The organism is Streptomyces longispororuber (genome assembly GCF_024448165.1).
Taxonomy (GTDB): Bacteria; Actinomycetota; Actinomycetes; order Streptomycetales; family Streptomycetaceae; genus Streptomyces; species Streptomyces longispororuber_A.
Window position 1 is genome coordinate 1 of the sequence record NZ_JAMOLN010000226.1, and the last position, 15,918, is coordinate 15,918.

The 15,918-nt window shown below is 67.6% G+C and carries 14 protein-coding genes; 7 read left to right on the plus strand and 7 right to left on the minus strand.

Features of this window, described 5'->3' with window-relative positions; translation table 11 throughout:
• The 5 genes from M4J07_RS40155 to M4J07_RS40175 form a co-directional block, all read left to right on the plus strand.
• Window positions 1-1,108 (plus strand): ABC transporter substrate-binding protein (locus tag M4J07_RS40155; RefSeq protein ID WP_255980735.1); only part of this gene is annotated, 1,108 nt, incomplete at its 5' end.
• Window positions 1,109-1,115: 7 nt separating this feature from the next.
• A complete protein-coding gene (locus M4J07_RS40160) occupies window positions 1,116-1,985 on the plus strand; it encodes a branched-chain amino acid ABC transporter permease (protein WP_255980737.1) in 870 nt (289 codons plus the stop codon).
• Window positions 1,982-3,814: a branched-chain amino acid ABC transporter ATP-binding protein/permease gene (locus tag M4J07_RS40165; protein ID WP_255980739.1), complete on the plus strand. Its 1,833-nt coding sequence runs from the start codon at window positions 1,982-1,984 to the stop codon at window positions 3,812-3,814. Before M4J07_RS40160 ends, M4J07_RS40165 begins: the two co-directional genes overlap by 4 nt.
• Complete coding sequence (locus M4J07_RS40170) at window positions 3,811-4,545, plus strand: ABC transporter ATP-binding protein (protein ID WP_255980741.1); 735 nt, start codon at window positions 3,811-3,813, stop codon at window positions 4,543-4,545. Before M4J07_RS40165 ends, M4J07_RS40170 begins: the two co-directional genes overlap by 4 nt.
• A gap of 82 nt (window positions 4,546-4,627) precedes the next feature.
• On the plus strand, window positions 4,628-5,512 hold the full coding sequence (locus M4J07_RS40175) for a shikimate dehydrogenase (protein ID WP_255980743.1): 885 nt from the start codon (window positions 4,628-4,630) through the stop codon (window positions 5,510-5,512).
• A 238-nt stretch (window positions 5,513-5,750) separates the two neighbouring features.
• Here the strand turns inward: M4J07_RS40175 and M4J07_RS40180 are convergent, their stop codons facing one another.
• From M4J07_RS40180 to M4J07_RS40210, 7 genes are all read right to left on the minus strand, one after another.
• Window positions 5,751-5,894 (minus strand): winged helix-turn-helix domain-containing protein, encoded by a 144-nt coding sequence (locus M4J07_RS40180; protein WP_255980745.1) that lies wholly within the window; start codon window positions 5,892-5,894, stop codon window positions 5,751-5,753.
• A gap of 67 nt (window positions 5,895-5,961) precedes the next feature.
• Window positions 5,962-7,257 (minus strand): MFS transporter, encoded by a 1,296-nt coding sequence (locus M4J07_RS40185; protein ID WP_255980747.1) that lies wholly within the window; start codon window positions 7,255-7,257, stop codon window positions 5,962-5,964.
• A gap of 241 nt (window positions 7,258-7,498) precedes the next feature.
• Window positions 7,499-8,077 (minus strand): GNAT family N-acetyltransferase, encoded by a 579-nt coding sequence (locus M4J07_RS40190; RefSeq protein WP_255980749.1) that lies wholly within the window; start codon window positions 8,075-8,077, stop codon window positions 7,499-7,501.
• A 31-nt stretch (window positions 8,078-8,108) separates the two neighbouring features.
• Window positions 8,109-8,630 (minus strand): hypothetical protein, encoded by a 522-nt coding sequence (locus M4J07_RS40195; RefSeq protein WP_255980751.1) that lies wholly within the window; start codon window positions 8,628-8,630, stop codon window positions 8,109-8,111.
• Window positions 8,631-9,377: 747 nt separating this feature from the next.
• Window positions 9,378-10,244: a carbohydrate ABC transporter permease gene (locus M4J07_RS40200; RefSeq protein ID WP_255980753.1), complete on the minus strand. Its 867-nt coding sequence runs from the start codon at window positions 10,242-10,244 to the stop codon at window positions 9,378-9,380.
• Complete coding sequence (locus tag M4J07_RS40205; protein ID WP_255980755.1) at window positions 10,241-11,212, minus strand: carbohydrate ABC transporter permease; 972 nt, start codon at window positions 11,210-11,212, stop codon at window positions 10,241-10,243. The genes M4J07_RS40200 and M4J07_RS40205 overlap by 4 nt, the downstream gene beginning before the upstream one ends.
• 93 nt (window positions 11,213-11,305) lie before the next feature.
• A complete protein-coding gene (locus tag M4J07_RS40210) occupies window positions 11,306-12,625 on the minus strand; it encodes an ABC transporter substrate-binding protein (protein ID WP_255980757.1) in 1,320 nt (439 codons plus the stop codon).
• A gap of 269 nt (window positions 12,626-12,894) precedes the next feature.
• Here M4J07_RS40210 and M4J07_RS40215 point away from each other — a divergent pair, with 269 nt between their 5' ends.
• Together M4J07_RS40215 and M4J07_RS40220 are read left to right on the plus strand one after the other, a co-directional pair.
• Window positions 12,895-15,297, plus strand: a complete 2,403-nt coding sequence (locus M4J07_RS40215) for a glycoside hydrolase family 2 protein (RefSeq protein WP_255980759.1) — start codon at window positions 12,895-12,897, stop codon at window positions 15,295-15,297.
• On the plus strand, window positions 15,294-15,918 hold a 625-nt coding region (locus M4J07_RS40220), incomplete at its 3' end, for a LacI family DNA-binding transcriptional regulator (protein WP_255980761.1). The genes M4J07_RS40215 and M4J07_RS40220, both read left to right, overlap by 4 nt.

Consider the following 15,918-nt stretch of genomic DNA (forward strand, 5'->3'; position numbering starts at 1 on the left):
CGCCCTCGTGGCAGCGGTGACCGCCTGCAGCGCACCTGGCGAGTCAGCCGACAAGGCGGGCTCCGACTCCGGTCCGATCAAGATCGCCGTCGTCGACGCGCGCAGCGGCCAGCTCTCCTCGCTGGGGGAGTGGGAGTACAAGGGAGCCAAGCTCGCCATCGACGAGTGGAACAAGAAGGGAGGCATCAACGGCCGCAAGATCCAGATGAAGTCGTTCGACTCCCAGGGCGACCCCACCACCGGCACCAACCTGGCCCGCAAGATAGCCAGCGAGAAGTACATCGCCATGATCGGCACCGCGGAGAGCGCCGTGACCATCGCCATGGCACCGGTCCTCAAGCAGGCCGAGATCCCCAACGTCACCTCCGGCCAGGCCGACGGACTCGTGGCGCAGAAGAGCCCGTTCCTCTTCCTGAACGGGCCCACCAGCACCACATACGACAGCACCCTCGCCAAGTTCCTGGTCCAGGACCAGGGTTTCAAGAAGATCGCGATGATCTCCAACAACGGCTCCTTCGGCAAGGGCGAGCACGACGCCTTCGCGAAGGCCGCCAAGGATCTGGGCGCCAACCCGGTCTCCGACCAGGTCGTCACCACCGACCAGAAGGACTTCAGCGCCGCCCTCACCAAGATCCGCTCGGCGAAGCCCGAAGTCGTCTTCATCGGCTCCGAGGAGGTCGAGGCCGGACTCATCGTCAAGCAGGCACGCGACCTCGGCATCGACGCCCCCTTCGCCGGCGCCGCCCCCCAGGGCACCCCGGTCTTCATCGACACCGCCGGCAAGAAGGCCGTCGAGGGCACCTTCGTCAGCTCTCCGTACCTGAGCAACGACATCAGCCCGGCCGCCCAGAAGTTCGCGGCCGCCTACAAGTCCGCCTACGGCGAGGAGGCCGAACTCCACGGAGCCAAGGCCTACGACGGCACCAACATCGTGCTCACCGCGCTCAAGAACAGCGATGTCGCCACCGGCAAGAAGCTCGCCGACGCGATCCGCGCCACCCAGCACGACGGCCTGCTCGGCCAGTTCCGCTTCGGCGAGGACGGCGTCGGCATCACCAAGACCACCATCGGCGTCATCCGCGACGGCAAGCTCGTCGAACACAAGTGAGGCCGCTGTGCAGGACACCTTCCAGACACTCGTCAGCGGGCTCAGCCTCGGCGCCGTCTACGCACTGGTCGCCATGGGCTTCTCCCTCGTCTACCGCACCATGGGCCTGGTCAACTTCGCCCACGCCGATATCGCGATGATCGGCGCCTACGCCGCGTCCACCTTCTACCTCACCTCCAAGCTGCCCTTCGCCGTCGCCATGATCGTGGCCATCCTCGTCACCGGCGCCATCGGCCTGGTCATCGAACGAGTCCTGCGGCCGCTGGAGAACAAGGACTTCGACCTGATGCTGATCGGCACGATCGGCTTCGGCATCGTCCTGCAAGCGGTCGCCATCCTGATCTGGGGCACTACGGGACGCGCCGTCCCCTCGCCGCTGGCCTCCGCCCCCCTGGACGTCTTCGGTATCCGGATCCGCCCCTACGATCTGCTGGTCATGGGTGTGGCCGCACTCGCGGTTGTCGCCCTGAGCTTCTTCCTGTCCCGCACCAAGCGCGGCGCCGCCATGCAGGCCGTCGCCATGGACCACGAAGCCGCCACGGCGGTCGGCATCGACGTCGGCCGCAGCAACGCCCTCGCCTTCGCCATCGGCGCCGGCCTGGCCGCCCTCGCCGGCGGCCTGGTCGGGCCCATGCTCTACGTCGACGCCTCGCTGGGCGGCGCCCTGGGCATCAAGGGGTTCGCCGCCGCGATGCTCGGCGGATTCGGCTCCATCAACGGCGCTGTCGTCGGCGGCATCGCCATCGGCGTCCTCGACTCCTACGCCGCCGGCCACTTCCAGGGCTACTCGGTCCTCGTGACCTTCCTCCTATTCACCGTCGCGATCATGATCCGGCCCACTGGAATCTTCGGCGAAAGGACGGTCAGCCGCGCATGAAAACACGTCTCTCCGGCCTCGCCGCAATCGTGATCGCGGCCTGGGCCCTGCCCTACGGCCTGGGTACCTACACCATCCACGTCGTCAACATCGCCCTCATCTACGCACTCCTGGCCATCGGCATGGGCCTGGCCATGGGCATCTCCGGCCAGATCAACCTCGCCCAGGTCGCCTTCTTCGGAGTCGGCGCCTACGGCGTCGCCATCCTCACCACCCACTCCGGCTACGGCTTCTGGGCGGCCGCAGTCCTGGCCCTTCTCGCCACCATCGCCATCGGCCTGTTCGTCGGCATTCCCGCTCTGCGCATGCAGTCCCACTACCTGGGCATCGTCACCCTCGGACTCGCCCTGGGCTTCATCAACTGGATCACCAACGCGGACATCACCGGCGGCGCCGACGGCATCTCCGGCATCCCCGTGCCCACTCTTCCCGGCATCGACCTGTCCAGCGAGTACCTCTACTACTACCTTGAGGCCGTCGTCTTCGCCGTCGGCCTCGCCTTCGGTCTCTTCGTCGTCCACACCTCCCTCGGCCGACGGCTGCGCGCCATGCGTGACGACTCCCTCGCCGCGGGCTCGATGGGCGCCGAGATCCCGCTGCTGCGCATGACGGCCTTCCTCCTCGCCAGCTTCTACGGCGGCCTGGCAGGCATCCTCTACGGCGGCCTGATCCGCTACGTGGCGCCCGAGACGTTCTCCATCAGCAACATGTTCATCCTGCTCGCCATGGTCATCATCGGTGGTCGCCGCTCACTGGTCGGATGCGTCATCGGAGGGATCGGGCTCACCCTGGTACGGGAATGGCTCTCCGACTTCTCCACCTACGCCCAACTGGGATACGGCGTCGTCGTCGTACTCATGGTGGTCTTCGCCCCCACCGGACTCGCCGGCATCCCCGCACGGCTGCGGGCCCTCCGCCGTCACCGCCGAGGTCACCGTGCCACCCGCGCGGAACTGCGGCCCTTCACCGCCTACGAACCCGTGGAGGACCTCGCCCAGGAGCCAGGCCTGCTCCGCATCGAGGCCATCACGAAGCAGTTCCGCGGTCTGCGAGCCCTCGACGAGGTCTCGCTCACCGTGGACGCCGGCGAGATCCGGGGCATCGTCGGCCCCAACGGGTCTGGAAAGACAACCCTGTTCAACGTGATCAGCGGCTTCTACCGGGCCACCTCAGGCACCGTCCACTTCGCCGGCACCGACACGACCGCCGCCCGCCCCTACGTCCTGTCGCTGAGCGGCATGGCCCGCACCTTCCAGAATCTGCGCCTGTTCGGACAGCTCACGGTCCGCGAGAACATCCTGGTCGCCCTCGACCGCACGCGCACCCGAGCCATCTGGCGCTACGCCCTGTGGCAGCCGGGCGTCATCGCACAGGAACGCCGCCTGCGTGCCCAGGCCGACGAGATCCTCGACCGGTACGGGCTGACCGACTTCGCCGAATCGCCTCCGGCAGCCCTGCCGTACGGCATCCAGCGCCGCATCGAAATCGCCCGGGCCATGGCCGCCCGACCCCGCCTGCTCCTCCTGGACGAGCCCGCGGCGGGCCTCAACGGCGAGGAAGTCCAGCAACTCATCGCGATCGCGCGCTCGATCCGGGCCGGCGGAACCACGGTCGTCCTCATCGAACACAACATGGGCCTGGTCATGTCACTGTGCGAGAAGGTCACCGTGCTGTCCAGCGGAAAGATCATCGCGGAGGGGACACCCCGGGAGGTCGTCGCCGCTCCTGAGGTCATCGAGGCGTACCTCGGCGACTCGGAGCTGAGCGAACTCCCACCGGACCAGGCGAACGTCCCCCAGCAGGACCGCGCGAAGGAAGCCACCTCGTGAACCTCACCGACTCGCCTCAAGCTCCCCGCCTCACTGTGGAAGACCTCAGCGTGCACTACGGGGGCGTGTGCGCGGTGAGCAACATCGGCTTCACGGTCGAGCCCGGCGGATCCGTCGGGATCATCGGAGCCAACGGCGCCGGCAAGACGTCCACCCTGAAGGCGCTGATGGGGCTCGTTCCGCGCAGCAGCGGCCGCATCAGCCTGGGCGACCAGGACCTGTCCAGGACCAAGGCGCGGGACATGGTCCGCCACGGTATCGGCTACGTACCCGAGGGCAGGCACATCTTCCCCGGGCTGCCCGTGGACAAGAACCTCCTGCTGGGCGCCTACGCACGCGCCTGGAACAAGGGGACACATCAGCAACTCGACGAGATATACGACCTGTTCCCCGTCCTGGGGGAGATGCGCCATCGCCTCGCAGGAGCCCTCTCCGGCGGCCAGCAGCAGATGCTCGCCATGGGGCGTGCGTTGATGAGCAGCCCCCGCCTGCTCGTTCTCGACGAGCCGTCCATGGGCCTGTCGCCGAAGCTCGTCGGCAGCATCCTTGACGTGCTGCTGAAGCTCCGTGAGGACGGCCTGAGTCTGCTGCTGGTGGAGCAGAACGCCAAGCTGACGTTCGGCGTCACCAGTCACTGCATCGTCATGGAGAACGGTGAGGCGGTCATGGACGGCAGTTCGGCCGCCCTCAGCCGTGATCCCCGAGTGCGGGAGGTCTATCTCGGTCTGTGAAGTGACGTCGGAGACCTTCTGGCGGCACCCTGCGAACTGGTAGAGATAACGAACTGGTTCGTACATTACTTGAGGGGTCGCCATGGTCGCGGATGCACAGTCACAGCTACTGGCCCTCGTCGGCGGTGGCATCGCACAGTCGCTCAGCCCCGCGCTGCACGAAGGCGAGGCCCGCCGCCACGGCATGCGGTGTCTCTACCGGCTCCTGGACATCGGGCCCGTCGACCACGGTGCCGACGGGCGCCTCGACGAGGTGCTCCGTTCCGCGCCCCAACTGGGCTTCTCCGGCCTGAACATCACCCACCCGTACAAACAACTGGCGATACCCCACCTGCACCGGCTGGCCCCATCTGCCCAGCGCATCGGAGCCGTCAACACCGTGGTGTTCACCGATTCCGGTGCCGTGGGCCACAACACGGATGTCCAAGGTTTCGGGGCGGCATTCGCGCGGGGCCTGCCGGGAGCAAGAATGGATGAAGTGGTCCAACTAGGCGCCGGAGGTGCCGGATCTGCAGTCGCCTACGGCCTGCTCGACCTTGGTGCGCAACGTATGTGGCTCACCGACCCCAACCTCGAGCGTGCGCGCAGCCTCGCCAAAAACCTCAACGCGGTGGCGGGCGCCGACTGGGCCCGGGCCGTCACGGCACCGGAGGCCGAAGCCCGCACGGCGGAGGCCAACGGTCTCGTCAACGCCTCACCCATCGGCACTGAGCACGACCTTCGCCTGCCGCTGCCCAAGAGTTCGCTGCACCCGCACCTGTGGGTCGCCGATGTCAACTACCACCCGTTGTGGACGCCGCTCCTGACCACCGCACATGCCCTGGGATGCCGGGTGCTGCACGGTGGCGGCATGCTGGTGCACCAAGCTGCGGAGTCCTTCCGGTTGTTCACCGGCTGCGAGCCGCATACTTCCAACATGCTGGGCGACTTCGCCGATCTGACGGCGGAGGTCGGGGCACATTCCTGATCGCGCACAGATTGCTCAGGTAGGTGCAGACTGCCGCGACGGCATACAGCTTCGGCTGCCGTGAATAGGTGCCGAGAACCGCGGGACCGTAACGGATCCGCAAGGACGAGGACTTGGGCCGTGCCTGTCGCCGGCCGGCGGCCAGTGCGATCCAAGGCCATGGAACCCGTCACCACGCCAATGCCAGGGCACTGCGGGCCGGGACGGCCAGGACCGGCGTGCCGGTGCAGCAGCCGTCCTACCCCGCCGGTGAGACGTCCAGGTCGAACTGCCACAGGATCAGTGTCCGGATCCGGGCCAGGGTCCACCGCGGGTGTTCCCAGTCCGACGTCTCGTTCGCGACCATGAAGCCCTGCCCCAGCGGTCCCGCACAATGATCCACTTGGCAATGGCCAACAGAGCCAGCCGCGAATTCACCGCTGGCCCGGGGCCCGGCAGGCTTCGTGGCGTCAGAGTGCCTGTGCCGGTTCAGCGTTCTCGGTTACGTTCCGGACACGCTGGACCCTGGAGGCAATGACCCAGAGCACGCTGAGCACGGCACTTGTCGTGCCGATCCATAGCGTTGCCCGCAGACCGAGTGTGGTGCCCAGGGAACCGGCCAGGACCGCGCCGATGGGTCGGACGCCGAAGTTGGCTGTCTGGACCACGCCCATCACACGGGAACGGAGTGTTTCCGGGATGGTGGCGATCAGGTAGCTGTTGGCTGCTATGTCCAGGACCGCGATCCCGCTGCCGGCGCCGAGTTGGGCGGCGGCGAGCGCGGTGATCACCAGCGGCGTCGGGCCGTCGGCCAGCGGCACCAGGATGAGCGGCAGGCTGAACCACAGGAAGCCGGCCATGATGGTGGGGCCCATGCCGATCCGTCGCACCGCACGGGGCGCGACGAACGCGCCGGCCAGGCCGCCGAGTCCGGTCGCGGCGACCACGGCCCCGATCGCGCTGGGGGCCAGCCCCAGCTCGGTGGTTCCGTAGAGCACGAACAGGGTCATCAAGAACGTGTGACAGAGACTCAGCATGCAGACTCCGGCCAGCAGCAGGCCCGGGGTGCGATGGGTCGTCACCCATCGCAGCCCGGCTATCAGACCGCCGCTGCCACGCGGTGCGGGCGGCGCCTCCTGCTTGCTGATGCGTCCTAGACACACCGCTGACACCAGGTAGGACAAGGCGTCCATCACCAGCGCGAACGGTGCAGACAGCGCCTGCACCAGGATCCCGCTGGTGCTCGGCCCGGCGACCGCGGCCGCTGACCTGCTCCCGGAGAGCAGCGCGTTGGCGTCCACGTACCTGTCCGCGGCGACCACGGACACGTACACGTGATGCTGGCAGACCCGGAACAGGACGGTGAGTGCCCCGACGACGAACTCCGCTATGTACAGGTGAGTCATCGTCAGCGCCCCGCAGGCGTAAGCCAGGGGCACAGAAGCCAGTGCGACGCACCGCCCGATATCCGCGACGATCATCGCCCGGCGCCGACTCGATTGCCGGTCCGCCCAGGCGCCGCCAGGTATCGACAACAGCAGCGAGGGCAGCAGCGCCACCGCCGTGAGCCACCCCATTTCGGCCGCACCTGCGTCCAGCAGCACCACAGCGGCCAGAGGCACCGCCAAGAAGTTGATCTCGTCCCCGATCAGCGAGACGGTCTGGGCGGTCCAGTACAGCCGGAACCCCCGCTCTCGCAGGAGCCCCGTTTCAGCCCGCTGGTCACCGGCCTGACAGCGGGCCGCCCTCGCGCTCCCCGGGCTCATCCGGTGACGCGCACAGGGATGCCGGATGCGCCTCGGGTGCCGGAGCCGGCTCCGAGCTCGGATCGGTACGCACGTGACCGGCCTCTGGCGGGATTCGAATCCGCCGTCCCACCGGGTCTGTTCGCGTCGCGCAGTGGGAGAAATCCGCCTGCCAGGAGGAGGCGCATCTGATCCGGCGGACACCGGTCCAGTCGGCCGTTGCCGGGTTCCCGCTGCGCCGGCCGTGGGACCGGTTCTGCGATCACCGGCTGGTCCTGTGGCCGGTGGCGGGCAGGGTCAGCAGCATGATGAGGGAGACGGGTTCATCGTCGGTGGGCCGCCAATGGCCGATGTGACGGTAGCCCCAGGCCGCGTAGGCGGCGTGGGCCGGTGCGGCCTCCGGCTCGGGACGCATCGCCAACGTGACCCGTTCGACGTCCAGGCCCTCCAGGAGGCGGGTGTGCAGTTGTGCCGCTACCCCTTGGCGCCGGTAGGCGGCACGTACCGCGAGTTCGACGATGGCCAGCGTGCGTTGACCGGTCTCGGCTGCGAACTCGGCCGGCATTTCCTCGTCCATGGCCTTCCACCAGCCGGTATCGGGCGGCAAGGGGTAGCCGAAGGCATAGCCGATGGGCAGGTCGCCGCAGCGGGCCACGACGAGACGGGAGCGGGGGAGCCGCACCTCCTGCGCGAAGCGGTCCACGAAGTCCGCGATCTCCTTCACGCCTTCGCAGTACGGCGGTTCGACCCAGATCTCCTTGTACATCGGCAACACGACATCAAGCTGCGCAGCGCATTCCAGCCCCTCCCAGCGCTCCACCGTCATGAGCGTCTTCCTCATCGGTGTCTCCCCCTGCCGCCAAGCGGACGTGTTACCGGCTAGCCGTGTTCGGGCCGACCGGGAATGATCGCTGGGACCGTTCGCCGGCTCCGACGCCCCTGCTCGACACCACGCGGCGGAGGACTGTCGTGCGTCCACCGATGCCGATGCCACCCTTGGCCGTGGCGGGGGAGCGGACCGCGCGGCGGGAGCCGATACCGCCGCCACCCTTCATCGTGACGGGGGTGCGGACCGCGCGGGTGCCCACGCCGATACCGCCCTTGGCGGTGGCGGGGATGCGGACCTCGCGGCGGCTGCCTACGCCGATTCCGCCGCCCTTCATCGTGGCGGGGGCGTGCATTGCTTTGGTGCCCATGCCGGGACCACCCTTCATCGTGACGGGGGTGCGGACCGTGCGGGTGCCCACGCCGATACCGCCCTTGGCGGTGGCGGGGATGCGGTCCGCGCGTCGGGTACCGATGCCGATGCAGCCGCCCTTCATCGTGGTGGTGCGGACGGGCGGGGTTCCTGCAGAGGGAGCGACGGCGGCCCGGAGGCCCAAAGTAGCGGGCATGTCTTCAGTCCTTTCGACGTCGAGGTGGTCTTCGAGCTGCTCGTGCGAACGCGGACAGCGAAGAGGCAGCCCGGCTGCTTCCCTGGAACGAGACGCCTTGGCCGCCTTCGAGACTTCCCCCGGCATCGCGCTAGCGGTGCCGGCCCGCCCATGGTCCGGTGACAGCACGCAGCCGAAAACCTCCAAAGTTATAGGTTGACCCGCTGCGAACGCGAGGGGTGTGGGATCGCCAACGGGGCGATACCCCGGCATGCCTGCTCAAGTTCTGGGAGGTGATCGTGGGGCGGCCTGAGCACCTGCTCCCAGGAACGTGCCGAGGAACCCGCTGCGGTGCACCGCCGTGCCATGTGAGGACGGGGCAGCCCTGCGCACCCTCACTGACTGCACCAAGACGCTGCCCTGCCCCACCCTGGCTTCCGGCTCGATGACCTCGATCAGGTCGGCCGGCACTGCGACGAGTGTCAGGAAGACCAGAGCGCCATGCCGCCCCTGGTCCTCAGGCTGTGATCCACCTCGGAGCGGCGCACCTGCTACGAACCCCCATCCCACCGACGACGCCCGCAACGGCTTGACTCCGTCATGGGGAAGTTTCAGAGCTTTCGATCCCGTGGCATGCGTGAGCGTGGTCAGGCTCGCGCCGTGGCGGGACACCGAAATCGATCATGGTTCGATTGCGGAGGCTGGGTACGGACGCGAGCCGCCCTGACAAGCGTCTTCAACGGCTTGGGAGCGGTGGCCTCGCACGGTCTACTTGGTGGCTCCTTGCGCGAAGCCGTTGTAGATGTAGCGCTGCAGGAAGAGGAAGATGAGCAGGGTCGGCAAGATCACGAGGATCGCACCGGCGGAAATGCTCTCCCAGTGCGCGCCGAAGGGGCCCTTGAAGCGGAACAGGGCGGTGGAGATCGTGCCCTTGTCCTCGGAGGGCATGTAGAGGAAGGGGATGTAGAAGTCGTTGTACGTCGTGATGCCCTTGACAATGACGACGGTGGCGATGGCCGGTTTGAGCAGCGGGAAGATGATCTTCCGGTAGATGGTGAAGGTGTTCGCGCCGTCGAGACGGGCCGCCTCGTCCAGTGAGGTCGGGATTCCGCGGATGAACTGCAGGAAGATGTAGATCGACACGATGTCGGTGCCCATGTAGAGCAGGATCGGCGCCCAGCGGGTGTCCACCAGGCCGAAGCTGTTGACCACTTGGAAGGTGGCAACCTGAGTGGTCACCCCGGGTACGAGGGTGGCGATCAGGAAGAGGGCCATGACCGTCTTCTTGAGACGGAACTCGAAGCGGTCGATCGCGTACGCCGTCATCGAGCCGATGAGCACGGTTCCGGTGATCGAGAGCAGCAGGATGAAGGCGGTGTTCCCGAATGCCGTGAGCATATGGCCGTCGTTGAAGGCCGTGGCGTAGTTCGAGAAGTTCAGCCAGTCGTCCGGGAGGGATAGCGCGCCGCCGTCGGTCACCTCGTGGTTCGTCTTGAGCGACGTGAACAGGACGACGACCAGCGGGAGGAGGACGACCAGTGAGGCGACGACGAGGGACAGGTACGTCAGCGCGGTGCCGATCCGGGGGCGTCCGGTTCCGCCGGTGGTCCGGTCGTCAGGGGCGAGTGTGGTCATACGAGGTCCACCTTGTCGTCGGGCACGAGCCGCCGCTGGACCCAGGTGACCACCAGGATGATCAGCAGCAGGACCACGGCGCAGGCCGAGGCCAGGCCCGTCTTGTTGAACTGGAACGCGAGCTTCACCGTCTGGATGACGAAGGTCGAGGTACCGGTCGCGCCGCCGGTCATGATGTACGGGATCTCGAAGACGGCCAGCGAGCCGGAGATCGCCAGAATCACGCTGAGGCTGAGCACGGGCCGGATGCCCGGCGCGATGATGTGCCGGAACTGCTGCCACCGGCTTGCCCCGTCGAGTTGGGCCGCTTCGTACAGTTCACCGGGGATCGACTGGATCGCCCCGAGGAAGAGCACGAAGTTCAGCCCGGTGAAGCGCCATACGGATACCCCCGCGAGCGAGGTGTTGGCCGACTCCGGGTCGCCGAGCCAGGCGTGGTCGCCGCCGACTCCGAACCAGGAGAGGACCGAGTCGAGTGTGCCGCCGTCCTGGAAGAAGTACAGGAAGACGAAGCCGATGGCGACACCGTTGATCAGGTAGGGGAAGAACAGGATCCCCTTGAAGAAGTTACGGAACCGCAGGTCGAAGCTGAGGACCGTCGCGAAGTAGAGCGCGATCACGATCTGCACGGCCGACGCGGCCAGGTAATAGAAGCTGACGAAGAAAACGCGGAACAGCTCGGGCCGGGTGAAGAGCTGCGTGTAGTTGTCCAGGCCGACGATCTCCCGGTCCGGGCTTACCCCGTCCCAGTCCGTGAAGCTGTAATAGATCATGTTGCCCACGGGGATGTACGTGAACGTGATCAGCAACGCCAGCGGCGCGAGCAGGAACAACCATGGGGTAATGCGGCGCAGCGGGTGATCGTGCCAGGACCGGGTCGGGGGTGCACCCCGGCCTGGCCTTCTGCGGGGGCTGGATGTGGCGTGCCGTGCGTGCGCCGGTGGTGCTTTGGACGTGGTGTCTGTCATGTCGAGCGGGCCTTTCGTGATCCGTGGCGAGCGTGGTGCAGGCGTAGGGCCCCGCCCCTGCCGGCGGTGCGGGGCCCTGTGCTCGTGTCCGGGTCAGTTGCCGGCGGTCGCGGCCGCCTCGGCCCAGCGCTTGTTCAGCTCGTCGAAGTAGCCCTGTAGGGAGCCCTTCTGGGCGCCGCGGGCGATGTCGATCAGCTTCTGCCGGTAGTCCTGCTTGGCGAGGCCGATCTCGGCGGCGTTGTCGATCGCGTCGACCTGTACTGTCCTGGCCTCGGAGCGCTCAACGAGCTTGACATCGTTGTCTTGGTAGGGCTTGAGGACATCGGGGAAGGTGATGGAGGTCAGGGCCGAGACGCCTCCCTCCTTGGCGGCGAAGCCGGACTTCTCGGTGAACCAGTCGATCCAGGCGCGGGCGGCCGGCTTGTTCTCCGAGTGCGTGTTCACCGCGAGCTGGTAGTCGGAGAGCATGGTGGCGCTGAACGTACCGTTCTTCTGGACCGGGACGGGCATGAAGCCGATGTCGTCCGGGTTCTCGCCGGCCTTGGTGGCGGCGTCGCGCATCTGGTTCACGGCCCAGGAGCCGAGCAGCATGCTGCTGATCTTCCCCTTGGCCAGGTCGGTCTTGGAGGTCTCCCAGTTGGTGGTGGTGGGGTCCTTCTCGGACAGCTTGTCGTGGACGATGTCGTAGAGGAGGGTGTCGAGGACGTTGAGCTCGCTGCCCTTGGTCCAGGGCTTGTCGGACGTGGCGAGGTCGGCGTAGGCGTCAGCGCCGCCGCTGACCGATCCGATGCTGTTGGTCCAGGGACTGCTGAGCGGCCAGCCGTCCTTGAAGTTCGTGTAGTACGGCGTCGCATCGGTCTTCGCCTTGATCTGCTTCAGATTGTCGAGGAACTCCGCTGGGGTGGTGGGCCAGTCGGTGATGCCGGCCTTCTTCCACACCGCCTTGTTGTAGACGAGGCCGTTGACCGTGCCGAAGTTGGCGATGCCATAGGTCTTCCCGCCGACATCGGTCTTGCCGGTGAAGCGGTAGTTCTTCTCCATGTCCTTGGTGTCACCGAGCGGAGCGAAGAACTTCGGGTAGTCACCCTTGGCGATCACGGAGGGGATCAGCAGGACGTCACCGTAGTTGTCGGTGTTCATCCGGATCTTCACCTCACCCTCGTAGTCGGTGACGCCCTGGAACTTCACCGTCGCCTTGGGGTAGGTCTTCTCGAACTCGGCGGCGTACTTCTTCATCGTGCCGTCCTGCACGAGGTCGGTGCGGTTGGTCAGCACGGTGATCGTGCCCGACACCTTCTCGGGGTCCTTGGGAGCGGTGGCCGCCTCCCCGGACGAGGATCCCCCGCCACCACACCCCGCGACGGTCAGCAGCGCGGTGGCAAGCAGCACCGCGCTCAGCGGCTTCCTCCTCATGTGCCCAACTCCTTTCAAGGGTTACGGCTCAGGCCCCAGCGGCTGACGGCAGCATGTCAGCCATTCGTGAACCGGTAAAGTGAAAGTTTCGAGCGCGATGCCCAATCGTTACTCAGGAACGTGTGGATGGCTAAGGAGAGTGCTGTGCATCTGCGCTCTTGTGTGCAGTCATGATCGCTTCTGGGGACTGGACCGGTTAATCAACAGAGGGTTAGGTTGGCCGACGTCACCCGCAATCAGGGCCTGTGCCTGTCCGAAAGGAGCCGCTGATGAAGCACGTCGTCCAGCTGACAGAGGGCTGGCGACTCAGCCACGAGGGGAAGCGGCTCGAAGCCGAAGTCCCCGGCTGCGTCCACACCGACCTGCTCGCCGCGGGCCTCATCCCCGACCCCTTCCTCGGCGCGAACGAGAAGGAGATCGACTGGGTCGGGCGCCGCTCGTGGACCTACACCCTCGACCTGCCGCCCACGGGCGACACCGCCGAGCGGACGGACCTGGTCTTCGACGGCCTGGACACGGCGGCCGAACTCGTTCTGGACGGACAGGAGTTGGGACTTACCCGCAACATGCACCGCTCCTACCGATTCGATGTCACCGGCCGCGCGGGCGAGTTGAGCGTCACCTTCGCCTCCGCCTACGACGAGGCCGCTTCCGTCCGGGCGGTGACGGGCGAGCGGCCCAACGTCTATCCCGAGCCGTTCCAGTACGTGCGCAAGATGGCCGCCAACTTCGGTTGGGACTGGGGGCCGACCGTGGTCACCGCCGGCATCTGGCGCCCGGCTCGTCTGGAGTGCTGGTCCACGGCCAGGGTCGCGCGGGTGCGTCCGCTGGTGACCGTGGACGGGACCGACGGCCGCGTGGAGCTCCGTGTCGACGTGGAGCGCACCGCCGCCGGTACGGACCGGCGGCTGGTCGCCCTCGCCACCGTGGCGGGCGTGACCACGCGCGCCGAGATCGACGGCGACAGCGTCACCCTCGTCCTCGACGTGCCCGGTGTACGGCTCTGGTGGCCGCGCGGTCACGGCGAACAGCCCCTGTACGACGTTGAGCTGAGACTCCTCGACGGCGCGGCACCGCTGGACGTGTGGCAGCGCCGGATCGGCTTCCGTACCGTCGAACTCGACCGCTCCGCCGACGAGCACGGCACCGGTTTCACCTTCGTCGTCAACGGCGAGCGCGTCTTCGTTCGCGGGGTGAACTGGATCCCCGACGACGTCCTGCCGTCCCGGATCACCCCCGAGCGCTACCGCGAACGTCTGGAGCAGACGGCTGCGGCCAATGTCGACCTCGTACGGGTCTGGGGCGGCGGCATCTACGAGGACGACGCCTTCTATGACGCCTGCGATGAGCTCGGTCTGATGGTGTGGCAGGACTTCCTCTTCGCCTGTGCCGCCTACCCGGAAGAGCAGCCGTTGCGCGGCGAGGTCGAGGCCGAGGCCCGCGAGAACGTCGTACGGCTCATGCCGCACCCGTCCCTCATCCTGTGGAACGGCAACAACGAGAACCTGTGGGGCTTTCGCGACTGGGACTGGGAAGAACCGCTCGCTGGGGACTCCTGGGGCGAGGGGTACTACCTGGGTCTTCTGCCGCGCGTGGTCGCGGGGCTGGACCCCACGCGGCACTACACCGCGGGTAGCCCCTGGTCCGGGTCCTGGGACCACCATCCGAACGACCCCGACCACGGCACTTACCACTCATGGGAGGTGTGGAACCGACAGGACTACACCGAGTACCGCGCCAATGTGCCGCGGTTCGTCTCCGAGTTCGGCTGGCAGGCTCCCGCCGCGCTCGCCACCTTGCGTCGCGCTCTGCCCGGCGAGGACCTGGCGCCCGACTCGCCCGGCATGCTGCACCACCAGAAGGCCGAGGACGGCAACGGCAAGCTGAACCGCGGCGTCGCCCGCCACTTTGACCTGCCGGAGGGCGACTTCGACCGCTGGCACTACCTCACGCAGGTCGTCCAAGCCCGGGCCGTCGCCACCGGCATCGAGCACTGGCGGGCGAACTGGCCGCGCTGCGCCGGCACGATCGTCTGGCAGATCAACGACTGCTGGCCGGTCAGCTCCTGGTCCGCGATCGACGGCGACGGCCGCCTCAAGCCGCTCCACCACGAACTGCGCCGCGTCTACGCCGACCGCCTCCTCACCCTGCAACCCGGCCCCGACGGGCCCGAACTCGTCCTGTGCAACCAGGGATCCGAGCTGTGGGCCACCGACGTCACGCTGCGCCTGATGCATACCGACGGAACCCTGGCCACGCGCCTCTCCCTTGGACGGGACGTGCCCGCGCGTGAGGTGCTGCGGCTGCCGGTGCCGCCGGAGGTACGGCCAGCCGACGGCGGCACGAAGGAGTACCTGGTCGCCGACGCGGACGATCTGCGCGCCCTCCATCTGCCTGTGCGGGACAAGGAGTTCGACTATCCGGCGCCGCGCTTCGACATCGCCGTGGAGACCGTGGGCCGCGACACTGACACAGTGGATGTGGTGGTCAGCGCGCACACCCTCGTACGCGACCTGCTGCTCCAGGCCGACCGGCTCGCGCCCCACGCGAGCGCCGACCGTGGCCTGATCACCTTGCTGCCCGGGGAACAGACCCGCATCCGTGTCCACGGTGCGGCCGGCGCGGGCGCCAACGTCGTCCGCGCGGCTCTCTTCTGCGTGGAACCGGCGTGAGCACTCCCGTCCCACGCGTCACCATCAAGGATGTGGCGGCCGCCGCCGGGGTCTCCAAAGGCGCGGTGTCGATCGCGTTCAACCACAAGCCGGGCCTGGCCGAGACCACCCGGGAGCGCATCTTCGCCGTCGCCCGCGAGCTGGGCTGGGCGCCCAACTCTTCCGCCCGAAGCCTGTCAACACAGCGGACCGACACCATCGGCCTCGCCCTGTGCCGGCCGGCCCGGCTGCTCGGCCTCGAACCGTTCTACATGGAGTTCATCTCCGGCATCGAGAGCGTCCTGGCCGAGCGGTCCTGCTCGCTGCTGCTCCGGCTGGTCAGCAGCCTGGACGAGGAGATCGCGCTGCAGGAGAGCTGGTGGCGCGAGCGGCAGGTCGGCGGGTCGATCCTGGTCGACTTCCAGCAGGACGACCCGCGGATCGATCCGCTCAGGCAGCTCGGTCTCCCAGCGGTGGCGGTCGGCCACCCGGACCTGACCGGCGGGATCCCCTCGGTGTGGACCGACGACGCCACCGCGGTGGGCGAGGCGGTGCGCTATCTCGCCGCACTCGGCCACCGGCACATCGCCCGCGTCGGCGGCCCACCCGGCCTCGGGCACAGCGCCATCCGCGAGCGGGCCT

What these genes read in the sequence shown, in the direction of transcription:
- M4J07_RS40205 (WP_255980755.1), bottom strand. Translation starts at nt 11,212, where the DNA reads ATGACAGACACCACGTCCAAAGCACCACCGGCGCACGCACGGCACGCC.
- M4J07_RS40210 (WP_255980757.1), bottom strand. Translation starts at nt 12,625, where the DNA reads ATGAGGAGGAAGCCGCTGAGCGCGGTGCTGCTTGCCACCGCGCTGCTG.
- M4J07_RS40200 (WP_255980753.1), bottom strand. Translation starts at nt 10,244, where the DNA reads ATGACCACACTCGCCCCTGACGACCGGACCACCGGCGGAACCGGACGC.
- M4J07_RS40190 (WP_255980749.1), bottom strand. Translation starts at nt 8,077, where the DNA reads ATGAGGAAGACGCTCATGACGGTGGAGCGCTGGGAGGGGCTGGAATGC.
- M4J07_RS40165 (WP_255980739.1), top strand. Translation starts at nt 1,982, where the DNA reads ATGAAAACACGTCTCTCCGGCCTCGCCGCAATCGTGATCGCGGCCTGG.
- M4J07_RS40175 (WP_255980743.1), top strand. Translation starts at nt 4,628, where the DNA reads ATGGTCGCGGATGCACAGTCACAGCTACTGGCCCTCGTCGGCGGTGGC.
- M4J07_RS40195 (WP_255980751.1), bottom strand. Translation starts at nt 8,630, where the DNA reads ATGCCCGCTACTTTGGGCCTCCGGGCCGCCGTCGCTCCCTCTGCAGGA.
- M4J07_RS40215 (WP_255980759.1), top strand. Translation starts at nt 12,895, where the DNA reads ATGAAGCACGTCGTCCAGCTGACAGAGGGCTGGCGACTCAGCCACGAG.
- M4J07_RS40185 (WP_255980747.1), bottom strand. Translation starts at nt 7,257, where the DNA reads ATGAGCCCGGGGAGCGCGAGGGCGGCCCGCTGTCAGGCCGGTGACCAG.